The sequence below is a fragment of the Paucilactobacillus wasatchensis genome (assembly GCF_000876205.1).
In the GTDB taxonomy this organism is placed as follows: Bacteria; Bacillota; Bacilli; order Lactobacillales; family Lactobacillaceae; genus Paucilactobacillus; species Paucilactobacillus wasatchensis.
Genome location: NZ_AWTT01000037.1, coordinates 1 through 20,951 on the forward strand (window position 1 = coordinate 1; position 20,951 = coordinate 20,951).

General features: G+C 39.4%; 18 protein-coding genes, 2 tRNA genes and 1 other RNA gene. 18 read left to right on the forward strand and 3 right to left on the reverse strand.

Features of this window, described 5'->3' with window-relative positions:
- Positions 1–66: 66 nt before the first annotated feature.
- The 8 genes from ssrA (at position 67) to WDC_RS07000 (ending at position 7,742) form a co-directional block, all read left to right on the forward strand.
- Positions 67–437: a transfer-messenger RNA gene (gene ssrA / locus WDC_RS09525) on the forward strand.
- Between the two features lie 371 nt (positions 438–808).
- Complete coding sequence (locus WDC_RS06970) at positions 809–1,804, forward strand: aldo/keto reductase (RefSeq protein ID WP_044011170.1); 996 nt, start codon at positions 809–811, stop codon at positions 1,802–1,804.
- Positions 1,805–2,048: 244 nt separating this feature from the next.
- The gene (locus tag WDC_RS06975; protein ID WP_044011155.1) at positions 2,049–2,771 is read left to right on the forward strand and encodes a response regulator transcription factor; all 723 of its coding nucleotides are present in this window, start codon (positions 2,049–2,051) and stop codon (positions 2,769–2,771) included.
- The gene (locus WDC_RS06980; protein ID WP_044011156.1) at positions 2,768–4,300 is read left to right on the forward strand and encodes a sensor histidine kinase; all 1,533 of its coding nucleotides are present in this window, start codon (positions 2,768–2,770) and stop codon (positions 4,298–4,300) included. Before WDC_RS06975 ends, WDC_RS06980 begins: the two co-directional genes overlap by 4 nt.
- Positions 4,301–4,489: 189 nt before the next feature.
- Positions 4,490–5,362: a GRP family sugar transporter gene (locus WDC_RS06985; RefSeq protein ID WP_044011157.1), complete on the forward strand. Its 873-nt coding sequence runs from the start codon at positions 4,490–4,492 to the stop codon at positions 5,360–5,362.
- Positions 5,363–5,403: 41 nt separating this feature from the next.
- Complete coding sequence (locus tag WDC_RS06990) at positions 5,404–6,753, forward strand: glucose-6-phosphate isomerase (RefSeq protein ID WP_044011158.1); 1,350 nt, start codon at positions 5,404–5,406, stop codon at positions 6,751–6,753.
- 72 nt (positions 6,754–6,825) lie between these two features.
- The gene (locus WDC_RS06995; RefSeq protein ID WP_044011159.1) at positions 6,826–7,539 is read left to right on the forward strand and encodes an MIP/aquaporin family protein; all 714 of its coding nucleotides are present in this window, start codon (positions 6,826–6,828) and stop codon (positions 7,537–7,539) included.
- Entirely contained in the window at positions 7,536–7,742 is a 207-nt protein-coding gene (locus WDC_RS07000) for a hypothetical protein (RefSeq protein ID WP_044011160.1), read from the forward strand. Before WDC_RS06995 ends, WDC_RS07000 begins: the two co-directional genes overlap by 4 nt.
- A gap of 51 nt (positions 7,743–7,793) precedes the next feature.
- On the opposite strand, the gene WDC_RS07005 is transcribed toward WDC_RS07000, so the two are convergent.
- Complete coding sequence (locus tag WDC_RS07005) at positions 7,794–9,776, reverse strand: ABC transporter ATP-binding protein/permease (RefSeq protein ID WP_044011161.1); 1,983 nt, start codon at positions 9,774–9,776, stop codon at positions 7,794–7,796.
- A gap of 137 nt (positions 9,777–9,913) precedes the next feature.
- On the opposite strand from WDC_RS07005, the gene WDC_RS07010 reads away from it, so the two are divergent.
- The gene (locus WDC_RS07010) at positions 9,914–10,507 is read left to right on the forward strand and encodes a TetR/AcrR family transcriptional regulator (protein WP_044011162.1); all 594 of its coding nucleotides are present in this window, start codon (positions 9,914–9,916) and stop codon (positions 10,505–10,507) included.
- A 51-nt stretch (positions 10,508–10,558) separates the two neighbouring features.
- On the opposite strand, the gene WDC_RS07015 is transcribed toward WDC_RS07010, so the two are convergent.
- Positions 10,559–10,632 (reverse strand) — tRNA-Gln (locus WDC_RS07015).
- A gap of 170 nt (positions 10,633–10,802) precedes the next feature.
- On the opposite strand from WDC_RS07015, the gene WDC_RS07020 reads away from it, so the two are divergent.
- From WDC_RS07020 to WDC_RS07040, 5 genes are all read left to right on the forward strand, one after another.
- Positions 10,803–11,132 (forward strand): hypothetical protein, encoded by a 330-nt coding sequence (locus WDC_RS07020; RefSeq protein WP_044011163.1) that lies wholly within the window; start codon positions 10,803–10,805, stop codon positions 11,130–11,132.
- Positions 11,133–11,210: 78 nt separating this feature from the next.
- Positions 11,211–11,283: transfer RNA gene (locus tag WDC_RS07025), tRNA-Glu, on the forward strand.
- 741 nt (positions 11,284–12,024) lie between these two features.
- Positions 12,025–13,059 (forward strand): branched-chain amino acid aminotransferase, encoded by a 1,035-nt coding sequence (locus WDC_RS07030; RefSeq protein WP_044011164.1) that lies wholly within the window; start codon positions 12,025–12,027, stop codon positions 13,057–13,059.
- A gap of 142 nt (positions 13,060–13,201) precedes the next feature.
- Positions 13,202–14,182, forward strand: a complete 981-nt coding sequence (locus WDC_RS07035; protein ID WP_044011165.1) for a ring-cleaving dioxygenase — start codon at positions 13,202–13,204, stop codon at positions 14,180–14,182.
- Entirely contained in the window at positions 14,169–14,777 is a 609-nt protein-coding gene (locus WDC_RS07040) for an alpha/beta hydrolase (protein WP_044011166.1), read from the forward strand. The genes WDC_RS07035 and WDC_RS07040 overlap by 14 nt, the downstream gene beginning before the upstream one ends.
- A gap of 43 nt (positions 14,778–14,820) precedes the next feature.
- On the opposite strand, the gene WDC_RS07045 is transcribed toward WDC_RS07040, so the two are convergent.
- Positions 14,821–15,441, reverse strand: coding sequence for a flavin reductase family protein (locus tag WDC_RS07045; protein ID WP_044011167.1), 621 nt, complete (start codon positions 15,439–15,441; stop codon positions 14,821–14,823).
- A gap of 138 nt (positions 15,442–15,579) precedes the next feature.
- Between WDC_RS07045 and WDC_RS07050 the strand changes: the two genes are divergently transcribed.
- Genes WDC_RS07050 through WDC_RS07065 form a run of 4 tightly spaced genes read left to right on the forward strand, consistent with a single transcriptional unit; the run spans position 15,580 to position 20,690 of the window.
- A complete protein-coding gene (locus WDC_RS07050; protein ID WP_052497821.1) occupies positions 15,580–16,077 on the forward strand; it encodes a MarR family winged helix-turn-helix transcriptional regulator in 498 nt (165 codons plus the stop codon).
- 4 nt (positions 16,078–16,081) lie between these two features.
- Positions 16,082–17,824 carry an ABC transporter ATP-binding protein gene (locus WDC_RS07055; RefSeq protein ID WP_044011172.1) on the forward strand — a complete coding sequence of 581 codons (1,743 nt, stop codon included), beginning with the start codon at positions 16,082–16,084 and terminating at the stop codon, positions 17,822–17,824.
- On the forward strand, positions 17,817–19,658 hold the full coding sequence (locus WDC_RS07060) for an ABC transporter ATP-binding protein (RefSeq protein WP_044011168.1): 1,842 nt from the start codon (positions 17,817–17,819) through the stop codon (positions 19,656–19,658). The genes WDC_RS07055 and WDC_RS07060 overlap by 8 nt, the downstream gene beginning before the upstream one ends.
- A 12-nt stretch (positions 19,659–19,670) precedes the next feature.
- A complete protein-coding gene (locus WDC_RS07065) occupies positions 19,671–20,690 on the forward strand; it encodes a serine hydrolase domain-containing protein (protein WP_044011169.1) in 1,020 nt (339 codons plus the stop codon).
- Positions 20,691–20,951 lie beyond the last annotated feature (261 nt).

Genomic DNA, 20,951 nt, shown 5'->3' on the forward strand with positions numbered 1-20,951 from the left:
CTGGAATTGGAATGCATTAGCATTGGCGAATAATCCAATCTATGTTAAGATATCTCTTGTAAATACGGGGATGTTTATGGATTCGACAGGTATAGGTTGAGTTTTGACTGCGCTCCGAAGGTTGCGTCTTCGTTAAAACGCTCAGTTTATTATAACTGCAAAAAATAATAACAATTCTTACGCTTTAGCTGCTTAATAACAGCTTAACGTAGATCCGTCCGAGTTTGTTCACGGTTCGATCGCGGGTCCTAAATTTAGTGAACTTACGCTAGTAGCTTCCGTCTGGAGTAGCTAGAAGAGACTAATCAGGCTAGCCAATTAACAAAGCCCTGATCAGCGGCGTTTTAGTTGGTGAAATTTAAATAGTTGAGATATGAGCGTAGAGGTTGGGATGGCGATATGCTTGGACAGGGGTTCGACTCCCCTCATCTCCATAATAGGGTTTCATAGGTTTCAATAGCCTTTAAGAATGCTGCTATACCGGCATTCTATTTTTTTGGTTTTTAATAAGTTTCAATAGAAGTTAATCAAAAGTTAATCAAAAATGCTGTTGTTTTATTTAATTATAATAGCTGTATAAATAAAAAAAGGCCGTTGCAGGTCTTTTAGAAATTAATATATTTTGCAGATTAAATGAAATTTTTAAGTAGTAAAGCATTTTCCAAAATTAAGCTCGTATTTTCTGAATATATCTTTTTTTAGATTGTGTCGCGTGAATAAATTATGTCTGAAAAATTTTGGGGTACATGATTGTATCTAGGCTGGCTGTGATATATCATTAATTTTGTATAGGAAGGGAATGGATAAATTGTACAAAGCAGCAGATACACGTTATCAAAAAGATTCAGTTAGGCATGCAGGTGAGACAGGATTAATGTTACCACCAATTTCACTTGGGTTGTGGCGCAACTATGGTAGTAATGATCCGTTAAATCAACGTCGTGAAGTTATTCTTCATGCGTTTGATCGCGGTATTTTCCACTTTGATGTTGCCAATAATTATGGTAATAATGGTTCCGGTTTCGGTAGTACTGAAAACTTACTTGGGCAGATTCTGCGAACAGATTTGAAATCCTACCGCGATGAATTAGTAATCTCCACAAAAGCTGGTTATGAGATTCATGATGGCCCTTATGGTACTGGTACATCACGAAAATCACTGTTGCAAGGTATTAACGATTCGTTAGCTCGCTTAGGGCTTGATTATGTCGATATTTTTTATGCACACAGATACGATGATCGGACGCCTATTGCAGAAACAGTTAGAGCACTCGATGATATTGTTCGTTCGGGTAAAGCACTATATGTTGGTGTCTCAAATTATGAAAAGCCGCAATTAATGCAGGCGGTTAAAATGTTTAAGCAATTGGGCACGCCATTTGTCTTGGACCAGATGAGTATGAATATGCTTAATTCGCATGTTCAAGATAGTGGGTTAATGGACGCTGTTCGTGATTCAAAAGCTGGATTGATTGCGTATGGCCCACTAGCTGAAGGCCTTTTATCTGATCGTTATTTAAAGGATATCCCAGCAGGCTTTGGGATTCACCATACCAATAGTGCGTTACTTGCGGATGGAAAGAAAGCTCTGATTAAAAAGTTGAACGATTTGAATGAGATAGCGATTAGTCGCCAGCAAACACTAAGTCAGATGGCATTAGCATGGTTGTTAATTGATCCTGTTGTTACCAGTGTCATTATTGGGACAACTAGTGTTCAGCACGTTGATGATAATCTTAAGGCGTTAGATCACTTAGATTTCACAGCTGACGAAGTTACTCGTATTCGCACAATTATCGGCTAGTTCAAAATACTCAGAAATAGCATTAAAGAATTGGTAAATCCAACCGGTAGCGTAGCTACTGGTTGGATTTTTGTGATCGGATTAAGTTTTTGTACATAATTCCGTTTTTCTTCACATTTCTATCAATAAAATATTATATCCGTTTTGTATAATCGATTTGTTTGAATCGAGTCATACTATCCAAACGGCGGCAAAAGCCGTATACTGAATTGTAAATAAACCGCTTCCGGGAGGAGATTAACTCATGAAATTACTAATGGTTGAAGATAATAAGTCAGTGTCCGAAATGATGGTAATGTTTTTTAAAAAGGAAAAGTGGGATACTCACTTTGCCTACGATGGCGAAGAGGCTGTTGAAATGTTTAAAAGTGCAGCTGACGAATGGGATATTGTAACATTGGATTTAAATTTGCCAAAAATGGATGGAATGCAGGTTGCTGCTGAATTACGCCGGGTTTCACCCACAGTTCCAATTATTATGCTAACAGCGCGTGATTCTGAAAGTGACCAGGTGTTAGGACTTGAAATGGGTGCTGATGATTATGTTACTAAACCATTTAGCCCAATTACATTGATTGCAAGGATTAAGGCGTTATATCGGCGTAGTGAATTAAACACAATTGGCGGCGACCAAGTTGGCAGTGATGATAGTCAATTTGATGTCATTACTGATCATTTTAAATTGAACAGCAAAACTCGTGAAGTTTATTTGAATGATCAATTAATTGAAGACTTAACGCCGAAAGAATTTGATTTGCTGAAGACGTTGGCGCAAAAGCCACGCCAAGTATTCTCACGCGAACAGTTACTACAGTTGGTATGGGACTACGAATATTATGGTGATGAGCGAACAGTTGACGCGCATATCAAGAAGTTAAGACAAAAGATTGAAAAAGTCGGGCCACAGGTGGTTCAAACTGTTTGGGGTGTTGGCTACAAATTTGATGACAGTGGAGCAGCTAAATGAAATTAATTTATCGGCAAATGCTAGGATTTTTCGCGGTTATTTTAACATTAATCGTTGTTTTAGGATTGCTGTTTATTAATGTTACTAGCCGCATGTTGTACACGAATACATGGAAACAACTGCAAAGTTATTCAGATAGCTTAATCGAAGACTCGATGCGGTATGATTCAGCCACCAAGCAATTCGAGGGCTTTACTACGGTGCCACTGGAAAACAATGCCGAATTGTTGCAACGTCAAAATGTTCATTTTACGATTTATCGCACAAAAAAAGAATTAATTTATTCAAGTTCAAATTACACCGCAAAGATTACGAATGCGGATTGGAAGAAATTAAAAGCTGGTAAAACTGTCCACAAGATGATGGATCGGCCGACAAAGCCAAATGGTAATTTGAAGCCTAAAACTACGAGCAATCAGTCAAGTGGCACTAAAAGCACGTCGCGGCCATTAATGACTGATGTGATTCGCCCTTATTTTTATAAGGGTAAATTAGTGGCTGTTGTTTCAATTGGTTCGTTTGTTTCTAATATCCAAACTAACTTACAGCAGATTCGTGAAAACCTGTGGATTGCATTCATTGTCTCAAGTTTGATTGCCTTAATTCTAAGTTATATTTTGGCACGATCAACGACGAGGCGCATTGATAAAATGCGAATTGCGACTCATCAAATTGCGCAAGGTAATTATGATGTTCATTTACAGCTAAAAGGTCACGATGAGCTAAATGATTTGTCGCTGGACTTTAACAAAATGACGGATTCATTGCAAGAGTCGCAAGAAGAAATTAAACGGCAAGAGGATCGCCGGCGCCAGTTTATGGCGGATGCAGCACACGAAATGCGGACCCCACTAACTACGATTAATGGTCTATTGGAAGGGTTGGCATATGATGCTATTCCAGAAGAAGACAAGGCTAACAGCATTAAGTTGATGCAAAACGATACCAAACGATTAATTCGATTAGTGAATGATAATTTGGATTATGAAAAAATTAGAACCAATCAAATTTCAATGTCGCGTAAAGTGTTTGATGCTGCCGATGTGTTGCATAATTTGGCAGAACAGTTAACTAAAAAAGCAGGGACACAATCTGATACAATCAAGGTCGATGTACCAGCCACACTAATGACGTATGCTGACTATGATCGGTTTGTGCAAATCTTTTTCAACGTTATTCAAAATGCGATTCAATTTACGGATAAAGGTACTATCACTGTGTCTGGCACCAAGACTCCTACTGGAAGTGAATTTAAAGTCGCTGACACTGGAATTGGAATGACCAAAGAGCAATTGAAAAACATTTGGGAACGATTTTATAAGGCTGATCGATCACGGATGAATACTAAGTATGGTGAATCAGGGTTGGGATTAGCGATCGTTCATCAATTGGTTGAGTTGCATGGTGGCAAAATTGATGTTGCAAGTGAATATGGTCAGGGAACCACGTTTACCATCTTCTTTCCTGATCGGGATCACGCAAGGCATCAGTCGACTGAAAAGCATGATACCAACGAAAAAGGTGTTTGATACTATAAAATTAGACCAATTTTGGTTTAATTAAATTGACTGGAACAGATTGGCTTGTGCAATTTTCACCTTTGGCATAGACCAATCTGTTTTTGTAGGCTTTCGGTGCAACTAGGGGTTGTGGAACCGATTACAGCAGGGTACAATAGTTTCTTGTAAGACGAGAATTTGAAATTGGAGGAGACACGGATGACGATTTTAGTCGCACTAATTCCAGCACTCGCCTGGGGCAGTATTGGGTTAATTAGTGGGAAATTAGGTGGAACACCGACCCAACAAACACTTGGAATGACAGCTGGTGCTGTTTTATTTGGGTTGTTAACGTGGTTTATTTATCAGCCACAAATGACTGGTAAGGTGTGGCTTTCAGGACTACTTTCTGGTTTATTCTGGGCTGTTGGCCAAGGTCAGCAGTTCACCTCAATGAAAGCAATTGGTATCTCAAAAACGGTGCCAATCTCGACTGGCCTGCAATTGGCCGGTAATGCATTAGCTGGGGTGCTGCTATTCCATGAATGGAAATCACAACATATGATCATCGTTGGTTCTATCGCGGTAGTTGTTTTGATTGGTGGTGCCGCTATGACATCACTGCGTGATCGAGCGAACATTAGTGATGCAGCCAGTGGTCATGATGATGTATCAACTGGGATAAGAGCAATTGCATTGTCAACGGTGGGGTATGTCTTGTACACCATTATTGTCAATTATGCCAATGTGAATGCTGAAGCAGTCGTACTGCCACAGTCGATTGGTATGCTGACAGGAGCAATCATTTTTGCGTTGATTTCACATTCAGGCAGTGACTTATTAAATAAGGCATCTTATAAGAATGTGATCACTGGGTTGGTTTGGGGGACGGGTAACTTGTTCATGTTTTTGTCCATTCCAGCGGTTGGATTAGCAATCAGTTATTCGCTAGCGCAGAGTGGTATTGTGATCTCAACGTTTGGCAGTATCTTTTTGCTGGGTGAAAAGAAGACGAGCAAAGAAATGGTCTATGTTGTGATTGGGTCTGTTTTAGTAATTGTTGGCTCGGCATTATTAGGAAGTTTAAAGTAAATTGTAACTAAAAGCTTAAAGAAGAAAGAGGTTTTCGAAAAATGGCACATATTTCTTTTGATAGTTCTAACTTGGATAAATTTATTCACGACAATGAACTGGGTGAGATGCAGGCCATGGTGACTGCTGCAGACACACAGCTGCGTAATGGTACCGGTGCTGGAGCAGCTTATACTGATTGGCTCCACTTACCAACTGACTATGATCAAGATGAGTTTGCTCGAATTAAGCAGGCTGCTGCCAAAATTAAGTCTGATTCAAAAGTTTTGGTTGTTATTGGAATTGGTGGTTCGTATTTAGGTGCTCGTGCGGCAGTCGACTTTTTGAATGGTGCTTTTTTCCAAGCACAACATGATGAAGAGCGGAATGCCCCCCAAATTTTATTTGCTGGTAATTCAATTAGTTCGTCGTATATCCATGATATGATTAAATTAATTGGTAACCGTGATTTTTCAGTTAATGTAATTTCAAAATCAGGGACAACCACTGAACCATCAATTGCGTTTAGAATTTTTAAAGAACTATTAATTAAAAAGTATGGTCAAACTGTGGCTAATCAACGGATATATGCCACAACTGACCGACAAAAAGGGGCATTAAAAACCGAGGCAGATGCTGAAGGTTATGAAAGCTTTGTGATTCCTGACGGTGTGGGTGGTCGCTATTCTGTTTTGACAGCGGTTGGTTTGTTGCCAATTGCTGCGGCCGGGGCTGATATCGACCAATTAATGGCCGGCGCCGCCAGTGCTGAAAAAGAATATAGCGATGCTGACTTAGCTAAAAATGAGGCTTATCAGTATGCTGCCTATCGAAATATCTTATATCGTAAGGGCTTTACAACTGAATTGCTTGAAAATTATGAACCAACCATGACGATGTTTGCTGAGTGGTGGAAACAATTAGCGGGTGAATCAGAAGGTAAGGATCAAAAGGGAATTTATCCTTCATCAGCTAACTTTTCTACTGATTTACATTCACTTGGTCAATACATTCAAGAGGGTCGTCGTAATTTAATGGAAACGGTTGTTAAGGTGGATGAACCAACACATGATGTCACGATTCCAAGCGAAGAAAGTGACCTAGACGGGTTGGGTTATCTGCAAGGTAAGACAATGGACTTTGTGAACACTAAAGCTTATCAGGCAGTTGTATTAGCACATATTGACGGCGGTGTGCCAGTGATGACGGTTCACATTCCACGCCAAGATGAATTCACATTAGGTTATTTAATTTATTTCTTCGAAGTAGCAATTGGTGTTTCTGGTTACCTTAATGGTATTAATCCGTTTAATCAACCAGGAGTTGAAGCTTACAAAACAAATATGTTTGGTTTATTGGGCAAACCGGGTTTTGAAAAGATTGGCTCAGCTTTGCGTCAACGAATTAATTAAAAATGACAAAAAATTCTGTGAGATGACTATAATAGGTTCATCGGCAGAATTTTTTTGAAGGGACTGAATTTGATGCATGGTTTAATTGGGGAGTTATTGGGTACATGTGTGTTAATAGTGATTGGGGCCGGTGTTGGGGCCGGTTTGCACTTGAAAAAATCGTATGCTAGCGGGCAAGCTAATGACTGGTTTTACGTGTCATTTGCGTGGGGATTAGCTGTCACCATGGGAGTTTATGTTGCTGCTTCTTTTGGTTCGTTAGGTCACCTGAACCCAGCGATCACAATTGCTTATGCTTTGTTTGGATTATTTCCTTGGTCAAATGTAGTGCCATATTTGCTTGGCCAGTTTATTGGTGCGTTTATTGGAGCGGTGTTAGTGATCATTCAATTTTATCCCCATTTTAAAGCGACAAAAGGGGAAGAAGAGGGTAATACGGTCGGCATATTTGCTACAATGCCAGCTATTAGTAGCCCAGTGTTCAATTTTCTTAGTGAAGTGATTGCCACTTTTTTCTTTGTTTTGATATTACTTAATCTCGGTAATTTTACGAGTGGGTTGAAACCAATGATTGTTGGTCTTGTGATTTTTGTTATTGGTGCTGGACTGGGCACAACGACCGGATTTGCGCTTAATCCAGCACGTGACTGGGGACCGCGGTTAGCATATTCACTATTACCAGTTCCTAATAAGGGTGCCGGTGACTGGCACTATGCGTGGATACCGATGATGGGACCAATTGCAGGGGCAATAGTAGCCACCGCTTTGCAGGGGATTTTAAAATGAAGCAAAAGTTAATTCAACAACGACAACAATTGCAGGTTAAATTGGTAGTCTGGTTAGTGACAACGATTAGTTTTTATATTATCAGACTATTTGTCCTACCACAGCTTGTTACTTACATTGCATGGATGAGTTCAGCCTATTGTTTGGTATTGTTTGGCTTAATTGCTAGAATTTCATGGTTGATCGGTAAAAGTGATCAATAAAAAAAGATGGATTGCAGTCAATGCAAACCATCTTTTTAGTTTAAACGAGATTTAATCGGCAGAAAGTGCGTCGATTGGATTCAAACGTGAAGCGCGCCTTGCGGGCAGTAATGCTGCTAGGAAGGAAATAATGAGTGCTACCACGAATGTGAAGACAACGTTGCCCCAACTAATTTGGACCATATTGAATTTGACGATGTTATACAGAATATGATTCAAGATTAGGGCACCACCATAGGCTAACACGAGTGATAGAACGGCAGAAAAGAGTCCGATCAGAATTGACTCAGCTGTAAATAGGCGGCGAATATCCTTCTTACGTTCACCAAGTGCACGCAAGATCCCAATTTCCTTTGTCCGTTCGGACACGGACATATACATGCTGACAATAATCATTAATGCTGAGACAACTAATGAAATACCAGCAATAGAGGCAAGAACAATGGATGCAATGCTGACGTACTGATTAACTGTATCAAGAATATCACCCACAGTAATGGCACCAAAAATATACTTACCATTTTCTTTGGTCATTCTAATCTTCTTAGAAACGGATTTAACTTTGGTGGCATCCTTAACGTTGACAGAAGCAAAGTTAGCTTGAGTCACACCATTTGCATCTGTCAATAGATTTCGCATTGTACTATAGTTGGTGGCTGTAATGGCACTAGATTGACCGCCGTTAGCAAAGCCCACAACTTTTAAGTTTCCAGTAACTTGAACTGGATTATTATCTTTATCAACCCATGCGAACGTTAATTTAATGTTCTTACCAAGTAAATCCTTGTAATTTTTTTGACCAGTTAGCGCGACTGCTTGCGATTTATCGATCACAATTTCATTATTCTTTGGAGCATGACCAGTTTTAACTGTGTCACTGGCATAGGCTTTGGTCCAAGTTTGGAGGCTGTTGCCAGTATCATTTTTTCCATTATATGAAATGGTGAAGTTACTAAATTGATACCCTGCTTCCACCTTGTCAACGCCCTTGATATCCTTTAGCGTGTTGATTTGGTGGTCAGTGATTAATAATTTGGCCGGGTCGCTTGCATACTGACTGAGCGATTGCTGCAATTCAGTAGTACTTAAATTTTTACCTGTTGGGTTCTTTAAAACCGTGACAGAATTAGGGTTAATCATGGAGGTGATTTGGTTTTGAATGAATGCATTAATACCATTTCCTAAACCACTGAAAAGTAAAACAGCAAACAAACCAATGGCCGTACCCAACATGATCAGGGAGTTACGCCAAAAATTGTAGGATAGATGTTGGAAAGCATTGCGATAACTAGCGGCGGCCGATAAAATTTTAGGCTTAAACGCTGGTTGGTGATCATTAATGGGAAATGGATCCTTTAATCGCGTGTCGTCTCCAATTTTACCATCCTCTAGTTGAACGATTCTGGTTCCATGATTGGCAACATCTTGTGAATGAGTAACTGTAATTACAAGTTTACCGTCTGCCGCAATGTTCTCGAGTAATTCAAGAACCTCGGCTGTGTTTTTCGAATCCAGTGCTCCAGTTGGCTCATCGGCAATTACTATTTCCGGGTCACTGGCAAGTGCTCGAGCAATAGCTACCCGTTGCTTTTGGCCACCTGAAAGTTGATTAGGATGTTTCTTTAACTGGTCTCCGAGGCCGACCTTTTCCAGCAATTCAATGGCGCGTTTCTTTTTTGCGCTATTGCTTAAATCAGTCATATTTAATGAAACTAAAACATTATCAACGATGTTCAAATGGGAGATTAAATTGTAGGCTTGATAAATATAGCCAATCATGCCACGCCGATAATCATCTAGTTGTTTTTCTTTTTTATGATTTAATGGTTGACCGTTGACGATGACTTGACCGTCAAAATTCCGATCGAGGCCACCAATGATATTCATCAGTGTCGATTTTCCGCCGCCTGATTCTCCTAGAATTGAAACAAACTCGCCTAGTTCAAAGTTCAGATCAATACCGTTTAAGACGGGAAATTCTTCTTTACCAAGAAAGTACGATTTATGGATATCATGTAATTCTAAAAATGCCAAAATTAGTTCACTCCTCACTATTTTTGCTATCTTGCACACTATACATAAAGTAAAACATGATGTCAATTATGTTTTACTTTTTTTGACAAAGCACAACTGAATCGATAGAATATGGAAATAATGAAGGAGCGAAGCCGATGAAAAGAAGTGAAAAAAAAGCGCAAACGCAAACTCGTATTTTGACAATTGCGCGGCAGCTGTACATCAAGCAGGGACCCAAACAAACGGATATGCGTGAACTAGCACAGCATACTAATGTCTCTACTGCAACACTGTATCGTTATTTTCCAACCAAAGAATTGTTAACACAAACGGTAGTCACAGATTACTTTACCAAAATTAATGAGCAAATTGACCAACTACTACAGCGACCGGATCTGGATTTTTATGGTGCCATGAACCTAGTGGAAACCAGCATTAGAAAGGTCGTGGGGACGGTCAATGAAGATTTTTTGGCATGCACTTGGGCTGCTTATCAAGCCAATTCAACTTTGATCGCACTATTTAATTTTGATAGTGCGGTATGGCAAAAACTAATTAGACTTGGCCGCAAAACTGGTGAGATTTCTGCTTCATTTGATGATGAGGTTGTGTTTATGTATATTGATATGTTTTTTCAATATTTTAGAAAAGGCAATAATGTGCAAAAATTTGGATTAAATAAAAGCCGGTTGCAGCAGTTAGACAACCAATTACGCAATCTGTTTTTTCAAGGATTACGAGGCCAATAAAAAAAGCTAGTGATAAAATGGCATTCATCACTAGCTTCACACATTTAAATATTGGGCATACTGGTCTCGAACCAGTAGAATTACGGATTCAGAGTCCGCTGCCTTACCAGTTTGGCGAATGCCCAAGAACATAATTCATTGACGAGTACCAACGAACAATATAATTATACAGAATCAGAAAGCGACAATCAACTGAAATTAAAAACTATTTGTGTTTGAGCGATAAGCTAACTATTTGGAGCTAAGTTTGCTACAATATAATCGGCATATTCGAGAAGTTAAAAGGAGAATGATGATGGCTAGTAATTCTGATTCGATTTATTATGTATTGACACACATGAAGGCCCATCCAGAGATAGTAGCGACGGAACCTGTTGAGTACACAAATGTAATTACGTTAAGTATTCCGGATACCATTAAGATTGCCGATGCTGATATTTATTTTCCTGATCAAAAATTGATGGTAAACCGGCTGACCCCTGATTTTGTAGCCAAAAATGGTGATTTGTTGGACTACTTTTATGATTTTACAGCGCAAGAGATTCCGAATTATCACGATGTATGGGTAACAACTTCACATATTGTTAATAAAAATGCGTATATGATTGAACTTTCATATGAATAACATAAATTTATCGTTAATGTGTTGGTACAGGTATTGACAGTGTCCCTGCCTTTTCTGTATACTGATTATTGTACTTTTTGCCCGCTGGTCAAATTGGTTAAGACGTCGCCCTCTCAAGGCGGAGTTACGGGTTCGAAACCCGTGCGGGCGATCACGAGGCTTACAGAGCCTTAAAAACAGGAATTTCGATCAATGTCTAAACGCTTATATATCAAACGCTTAGGCGTTTTTTTATACCAAAATCAAAGGTGTTGATTTAAAGCGGCGTGCGGCATAAATGCGGCACGAGGGGTGTTTTTTCGTCAATATGCCGCACTCATGCCGCACAAATCGCTGTAGTCTTTGGGGCTGTTGACCTAAAGCGTGCACTCAAAATAAAAAAATTCAGGGTTTAGGCCTTTTATTATTTTTTTGAAATATTTATCTTGTTTTTTTAAAGCTTGTTCGCGTTAGGTTTCATGCTTAGGTTGCATTGAAAGTTCGTAATTTTCCCACAAGTTTTTAATGTCGTTTCGGCGTATGAGCGAATTACTACTATTGAGTCAATGCCATTGACCGTGCGGGCGATTTGAGTGCTTTATGGAGCGCCTGTAGCGTAAAAGCATTAATTACTTAAATGTTGTAGCAGTTAACATTTAGGTAATTTTTTGGTTAATTTTGTTGCAATGGTATTTTTAGATTATTGATTTCCACCGCGGCCATTTTCAGTAAAATATAATTAAATTTTAATTTAGCTAAACTCTGACTAGTCTATTAAAGTGGTATTAATAAGCACCAAAAGCAAATAATGATCTTGAATTGACCTTGACAGGTTGCCATAAAATGACTAGACTTTTATTAAATTCTTATTAGAAAATGAGAGTTTAATACATATTAACGGAGGCATTGCTACATGGCAAAAGTAAAAGCATCAGACATTGATTTTGATAATTTGGGTTTCGATTATTTCGACTTACCATATCGTTTTCAAGCAACTTGGAAAGACGGCAAGTGGTCCGAAGGCGAATTAACGCAAGATAATGAAGTACATATTAATGAAGGTTCGACTGTCTTACACTATGGTCAATCTGATTTTGAAGGAATGAAGGCCTATCGGACTAAGGATGGTTCAGTTCAATTATTCCGTCCTGATCGTAACGCAGCCCGCATGCAAAATAGTTGCGAACGGTTATTAATGCCAAAGTTTCCAACCGATAAATTCGTTGACGCTGTCAAACAAGTTGTTAAGGCCAACGAAGACTCTGTCCCTCCTTATGGTTCTGGTGGTACTTTATATGTCCGGCCGATCATGATGGGTGTTGGCGGTAATATTGGAGTTCATCCAGCTGACGAATATCTGTTCCGGATTTTTGCAATGCCAGTTGGCGCTTACTTTAAAGGTGGTATGACCCCAACGAACTTTACTACTTCAGAATATGATCGTGCCGCACATAAAGGTACTGGTCAGAGCAAGGTTGGTGGGAATTATGCTGCTAGTCTGTTACCTGGTGACCAAGCTCATAAGGCTGGTTATTCTGACTGTATCTATCTTGATCCAGTTGAACATAAGAAGATTGAAGAAGTTGGTTCTGCAAACTTCTTCGGTATCACCAAGGACGGTAAGAAGTTTGTGACACCAAAATCACCTTCAATTTTGCCAAGTATTACTAAGTATTCATTGCTATACCTTGCAGAGCATGAACTAGGTCTTGAGGTTGAAGAAGGCGACGTTTATATTGACCAATTGGATCGGTTTAGTGAAGCTGGTGCTTGTGGAACGGCTGCAGTTATTTCACCAGTGGGAGCAATCGAACATAATGGTAATAAACATGTCTTTTATAGTGAAACAGAGGTTGGACCAGTAACTCAAAAACTGTATGATACTTTGACTGGCATCCAATTTGGCGACGTTAAAGGCCCTGAGGGATGGGTAGTTAAAGTCGACTAGTAATTTAACATAGTATTGATTTAGACATCACCTTTTTTGGTGATGTTTTTTTGTGACACTAAACAAATATCTTTACTTACAAAAAGTAAGTGATGTAATCTTCTTAAATAGAATAACCCCTAAAAATCCATGGAGGCGAATTATGAATACAAATTTAACAGGATTACATCACATTACAGCAATTACATCTAGCTCACCAAAAATGTTTGATTTTATGGTGAACACTCTTGGCCTACACTTAATTAAAAAAACGGTTAATCAAGACGATATTCGAACTTATCATTTATACTTTACTGATGATATGGGTTCGGCTGGCACGGATTTGACCTTCTTTGATTTTCCTGGCATTCAAACCGGTCGTAAAGGCAAAAATACAGTTTCACGCATTGGCTTTCGAGTGCCATCAGATGAAGCACTTAAATACTGGGAAACTCGTTTTGACGAGTTTAATATTAGCCACGATCCAATTGCTACCCATTTTGGCAGCCAAACCATGAATTTTTATGACTTTGACAATCAAAGGTACCAGCTGGTATCTGATGAAATCAATCATGGTGTTGAAGGTGGAAGGCCATATCGTGATAGCCCCGTACCAGATGAATTTGCCATCTATGCTTTGGGGCCAACGATTGTCACGGTCGACTATCCCACACGGATGCATTATATCTTAACGGACGTGATGGGATTCACTAAGGTTACAACTGAAGGACAAGAAGTACTCTACGAATTACATGATGGTGGTCATGGTGCTCAGATTATTATGGCTACCAACGTGGTTGAACCGGATGAACTACAAGGATATGGCACTGTTCACCACGTCGCCTTTAGAACTGATGATGAGGAAACACTTCAATATTGGATTAATCGCATTGAAGAGGTTGGCTTAATGCATTCTGGATTTGTTGATCGATTCTACTTTAAATCAGAATATTTCCGACCAGGTCCTGGTGTTTTGTTTGAAATTGCCACTGATGGTCCCGGCTTCTTGTTAGACGAGACTTATGAAGAGGCAGGGGTTCATCTAGAATTACCACCATTTTTAGAGGATCAGCGTGAAGACATTGAAGCTCACTTAGTGCCATTTAACACAGATAAGAAGGAATATCGCCATGACGACATTTAACCATTTCTATCAACCAGGGGATGCCGGATTACCGACGATACTGATGCTCCACGGTACAGGTGGTGACGAAGAAGACCTGCTGCCAATTGCAGATTTCATTGCACCTAAAAACTCTAAATTAGGTATACGTGGTCAATTGGTAGAACAGGGAATGACACGATATTTCAAGCATCTGCCAAATGGTGGCTTTGATCTAGAAAGCTTAGCAACCGAAACAGATTTGCTGGTCACAGAAATCAAACGGTTAGCCCAAGAGTATCAACTTGATTACGATAAAATGATTGTGCTTGGATTTTCTAATGGTGCCAACGTGGCTTTATATGCAATGCTGCATGATCTAGTGCCATTTAAATCTGGCATATTCATGCACCCAATGTTGTTGACGGATGCTGAAGTTGCTGGGGCTAGCCTTGGATCAGTTTGGATTTCACATGGGATTCTAGATCCAATTGTGCCCGAGCGTATTTTTAACCTACTCCAACAAAGATTAAAGGAAGCACACGCTGACGTAACGGTTTTTGAACATGAAAAAAGTCATGAAGTCACGATGCCGGAAATTCAAGCGGCTAAAAAGTGGTTTGAAGAATTGAAATAAAATAATCCTCTTAGTTTACTGTGGTTGGTAAACTGAGAGGATTTTATTTAGGTCGTGTTAGCGAAAATGTTTTGCCCAAGAGGGTATATTCATTGCCGGCTAGTCGGCCGATTAAATTTAATTTGTGATTAAGAATATAGTTTTTTTCTTGGTCAAAGACTGAGGGATTAAAGAAAAAATCAGTTATTTGAAGAATTAACAGGTCTGTAATGATAATTCCATCATTTTTTTCAATTGGAACATATTGAAATAAGTTTGTTTCAAATCGGATTAGCGGTTCTACCAGTGAAGGTGGTGTGACAGTGACACTCGGAGTTGTTTTTAAGCTGGTGAGGTTGAGCTCACTAGTATCACTGTCAACTGAAGCCGCCGTCAAATTCATTTGCTCAGCTAGTGATTCTGAAATAGTATGCACAACAGCCTGGCCGTTATTAAGAATATTACTTGCGGTGTCTTTCATTGTGCCATCTTGATTACGTAATATTGCTAATGACAATAGTGGCAATTGATTTGACAAGCCACTAAAGAAGCTGAACGGTGCTAAGTTGACGATTCCATTGTCAGCAAGTGAAGTGACCCACGCGATGGGGCGTGGAATTATGCTGCCACTAATGAATTTGTATTGTTGCTTGGTTGATAACTCGCTTGCTTCAAAGTGAATCATTGGCGTACTCCTTTTGATTGATTACTGACAATGCTTAATTTTCATTGTATTCTAGCATATATCAATTGACAATTACATTAAAATCGAGTAATTTGTTAAACTGTTAGGTACCTAAGCATAATTATTGAGGTAGAATAAATGGAAAATGAATTTGAGCAATTATCACATCAAATGTTTGAAATGATGTCGTTAATGCGCCGACTAGGATTAAAGATCAAAAAAGATCAACATGGTTTGCATCACGGCAAGGGGCATGTATTGCATGTTTTATTGGAACATGATCATTTGTCGCAAGCACAGTTAGCCCAAATAATTGATATTCGACCAGCTTCAGTGACTGGATTATTAGAAAAGATGGAAAAAGAAAAGCTGGTTATTAGAACACAGGATGAACATGATCGCCGCGTGACGCGGGTATCAATTTCTGGTGAGGGCCGTAAGTTATTTCGCGAAAATAAAATCATCCGCCAGCAAATCGACCAATTAGTTTTTGGGGCACTTACTAATGACGAACAGCATCAATTGGCAAATATATTTACAAAACTGTTAAAAACAATGAATTATTATGATAAGCAGGATCGTGAAACATTTGCACGAGCGATCAATCAAATTAATGCAGAACAGGAAAGTGATTAAGCAAATGATTAAAATTGCACGGAAAAATTTAAATTGGTGGGCGGCCACTGCAGCATTATTGTTTCTGATAATTCAAGTCAGTGCGGATTTATATTTACCGACCATCACTTCTAATTTAATTGACAAAGGGATCGCGCAAAACGATCAAGTGTATATTTGGCGCCAAGGAGTCAACATGCTGGTAGTCTCGTTCATTGGGTTATTGGCAGCCGCTGGAAATGTGTATTTTGCATCCACCCAGTCAATGAAGGTTGGTCAAAAGTTGCGCACACAGATGTTTACTAAAGTGGTGAACTTTTCTAGCCGGGAATTCACTGATTTCGGGGATGCGTCGTTAATTACACGATCAACAAACGATATTGTACAAATTCAAAATGTGATGGTAACTATTTTACGGATGATGTTACAATCACCAATTATGCTAATTGCCGCAGGTGTGTTGGCGTATAACCGGGAGCCGCGGTTGACTGTGGTTTTTTTGATAGCTTTACCAATTCTGGCTGTTGCTGTAGTGGCAATAATGTATTTTGCTGTGCCACTGTTTAAAAGCATTCAGAAGAAGACTGATCGCATTAACTTGGTTTTTCGTGAGGGGCTGACTGGTGTGCGGGTTATCCGAGCATTCAATCAGGATACATTTGAACAAAATCGATTTGATTCAGCCAATCGTGATTATACGCAAACGGCCACTAAGGCTTTTGTGATTACGTCATTTATGTTTCCAATCATGACATTGATTTTAAGCGGTTCTAATATTGGAATTATTTTTCTAGGTGGCCATTTGATTGCTAATATGCAGATGCAGGTGGGTAATCTAGTTGCTTTTATGACATACGCAACCCAAATTTTAATGAGTTTTATGATGCTGTCAATGGTGTTTGTGTTCGTGCCACGAGCCTCAGCCTCAGCTGCTCGAATTAATGAAGTGGTTGAGCGAGACAACAGTGTTGCTGATTTGCCTGCCGACCAAATTAAACAATTCGATCAAAGTAAACCTGCGTCATTAGAGTTTGACGACGTTGAATTCAAATATCGGGGAGCGGAACAAAAGGCGCTTCAAAATATTAGTTTTAAAGCGCAAGCCGGCCAGACCGTGGCTATTATCGGTGGAACCGGTTCTGGTAAATCAACACTAGTGAATTTAATTCCCCGCTTATTTAATTTTGATGCCGGCCGGATCTTAGTTAATGATCAGCCAATACAACAGGTTTCACAGCATTCTTTACACGCAAATATTTCAATTACCCAGCAAAAAGCGGTCTTATTTAAAGGAACAATTCGAACTAATTTGCAGTATGGTAATCGGGATGCGACGGATGAGCAAATGTGGCAGGCACTAGCAATTGCACAGGCTAAGGACTTTGTCACCGAAAATGGTGGCTTGGAAGCAATTGTTGAACAAGATGGGGGCAACTTTTCTGGTGGCCAACGACAACGATTGGCGATTGCGAGGACAATCATTAAAGAGGCTTCCATTTATATTTTTGATGATTCATTCTCAGCGCTTGATTTTAAAACAGATGCGCAGTTACGAATGGCATTGCATCAAGATGAACGGATTAAACGGGCGGTTACTGTGATTGTGGCCCAACGAGTTTCAACCGTAGCGGATGCTGATTTAATTTTGGTGATGGATGATGGTAGGGTAGTTGGTCAGGGAAATCATCAAGAATTGAAAGCCAATAATGAAACTTATCGGCAAATTGTTGATTCACAAATCAGGGAAGGAGATGTCAAAAATGCGTAATCATGGTGGACATCGTGGTGCTGGCAGAGTAGTAGACAAGCCACATAATTTTTGGCACACCACTTGGCGCTTATTTGCATACATGAAAAAGTGGATTCCTGGTGTGATTATATCAATTGTTTTAGCGGCTATTTCCGTTATTCTTTCAATTAATGCCCCTAAGATTTTAGGAGAAGCAACGACTGAAATTTATGCCGGAGTTATAAAAGGGTATGCTCAAATTAAAGCCGGGATGCATGTGACTAGTTTGCCAATTGATTTTGACAAAATTATGCATGTAATGATCGTGGTTGGTATTTTGTATGGATTATCTTCATTATTTAGTGTTGTCCAGCAGATTGTAATGACGCGTATTTCACAGCAGGTAGTTTATCAGCTGCGGGTCGATTTCAAGGCCAAAATGGCACGAGTTCCGGTTATTTATTATGATACTCATTCGAACGGCGACATCATGAGTCGGGCCGTTAATGATATGGATAACATTGCTGGTACTTTGCAACAAAGCCTAATTCAAATTGTTACTAGTGCGCTGACTTTCTTTGGGGTTCTTTATATCATGTTCACAATTAGCTGGAAATTAACTCTAATTGCACTGATTAGCGTGCCGCTGAGTTTGATAGTCGTAGGGTTAATTGCCCCCCGTTCACAAAAATTATTTAGTAAGCAACAAACTAGTTTAGGACTATTAAATGATCACGTTGAGGAAAACTACGCCGGCCATACTGTTGTGCGAACTTTTAATCATGAACAAAAGGCAATTGATGGGTTTGAAGAACAAAATTCTAACTATTATAAAGCTGCGTGGAAGGCACAATTTTTCTCAACCTTGATTTTTCCGATGATGAACTTCATTAAAAATTTAGACTATTTGATGGTTGCCGTGATTGGGACAATCGAAGTTGCCGGAGGCCAAATTACACTAGGAAACGTTCAGGCTTTCTTGCAGTATACGAACCAATTTTCACAACCAATTACACAAATTGCCAACTTGACGAATACAATTCAGGCCACTATTGCGTCTGCGGAACGTATTTTTACTGTGCTAGATGAGCCTGAAATGATTGATTCTACCAAAAAATTGGCTGATGTAGCTGCGGATGACACTAAAATCGAATTCAATGATGTCGCCTTTAGCTATGATGAAAATCCACTAATTAAGAATTTTAATTTAAAAGCACCTACAAATCATATGGTTGCGATTGTTGGGCCAACTGGTGCTGGTAAGACGACCATTATTAATTTATTGGAACGATTTTATGATGTCACGGGTGGGCATATTTATTTAGATGGTCAAGAAACGCACGACATGACACGACAGGCTGTGCGCCAGCATTTTGCGATGGTGTTGCAAGATACTTGGCTGTTTACGGGTACGATTTTTGATAATATTAAATATGGTCGGGAAAATGCAACCGATGACGAAGTCTACGCTGCTGCTAAGGAAGCACGGGCAGATAGTTTTATTCGACAATTGCCGGATGGTTATCAAACAGTTTTGGATGAGTCTGCCTCTAATATTTCACAAGGCCAGCGTCAATTATTAACAATTGCACGAGCGTTTGTAGCCGATCCTGAGATTTTGATTCTGGACGAAGCAACCAGCTCAGTTGATACAAGAACGGAAACCCTGATTCAACAAGCAATGAATAAATTACAACGAAATCGAACGAGCTTTGTGGTGGCACATCGATTATCCACCATTCGCAATGCTGAAAAAATCATTGTGATGAACCACGGGCAAATTGTTGAAACAGGCAATCACGATAATTTAATAGCTCAAAATGGCTTTTATGCAGATTTATATAACAGTCAATTTATGGGTAACCAAATTTAAGGTGTTGGCAAAATGGCAAATTATCAGACAACAATTGAACAGTTACATCAGTTAGTCACTGACAACGTGGTTCCGGGTGTCTCGTATGCAATTTTTGATCGGAAAAATAGGCATGCAGAGGTATTTGGCAATGCACAACTGGTGCCGACTAAAATAAAATTATGGAATGATGCTAAGTATGATGTGGCTTCGTTAACCAAGGTGATTGGCACGACAACGATTATTATGCAACTGGTTGAGCGAGGATTGCTAAAAGTTGATGATCCGATTAAACAATATTTACCCCAATTTGCGGATCAACGCGTGACTGTTCGGCATTTATTAACCCATACTTCTGGAATTGAGGGATATATTAAAAATCGTAATCAGTTGCCCGCGGATGTGTTAACTAGTGAGTTACTGCAGCTCCATGTCGGGGCCAATTTTAATACGCATGTTAAATATGCCGATATTGGATTTATTTATCTTGGCTGGATTATTGAGTCTTTTTACAAGCAACCAGTGCAGCAGGTAATTGACCAACAGGTATTGCGACCATTAAAAATGACTGGGGCGACATTTCACCCGACTGGACAAGATTGTGTCCCAACCGAGATGCAGGAACAAAGAGGTTTGATTCGTGGCGAAGTCCATGATCCCAAGGCCTACATTTTGAAAGAACACTGTGGTTGTGCAGGCTTATTTGCTACTTTATCTGACTTGGAGCTTTTTGGCCATTCAATGATTGAAAATAATTTGGCTAATTTATTGACTCAAAATACAATTGACCAATTATTCCAAGATCAGACACCAATGGCTGGTTTTCACGGCCGGTCTTTTGGCTGGCGAGTGTTGCAAAGCAGAGCAACAGATAATCATTTAGTCATTTACCATACCGGATTTACTGGAACTTGGATGATTCTTGATCGAGACGAACAACAAGGCTTTATCATGTTGTCGAACAGAGTGCATCCAAGTGCTGCTAATGAAGAATTTATTGCGCGGCGCCATTTAATAGTTACAACTTATTTACATGAGAAGGAAGAAGCCTAATAAAAGAGAGTGAGGAAAAAAGTGGTTAGATTCTGAGCATACTACATTGTCCAAAGAACTATGCTGCTAAAGCAGCAATTTCTGATGGCAGCCTAGATTAATGAATGATACGGGTTGTGTATCGTTTATTAATCGTAGCTAAGCGGAAGCCATAATTACTGATCGCTTTAGCGATTAGTAATATGGACATCGGAGAGAATCTGCTTTTTTTCTCACGTTTTAAAAATAATATTCGTAAAAAAATAGGGCTGAAATAAAAAC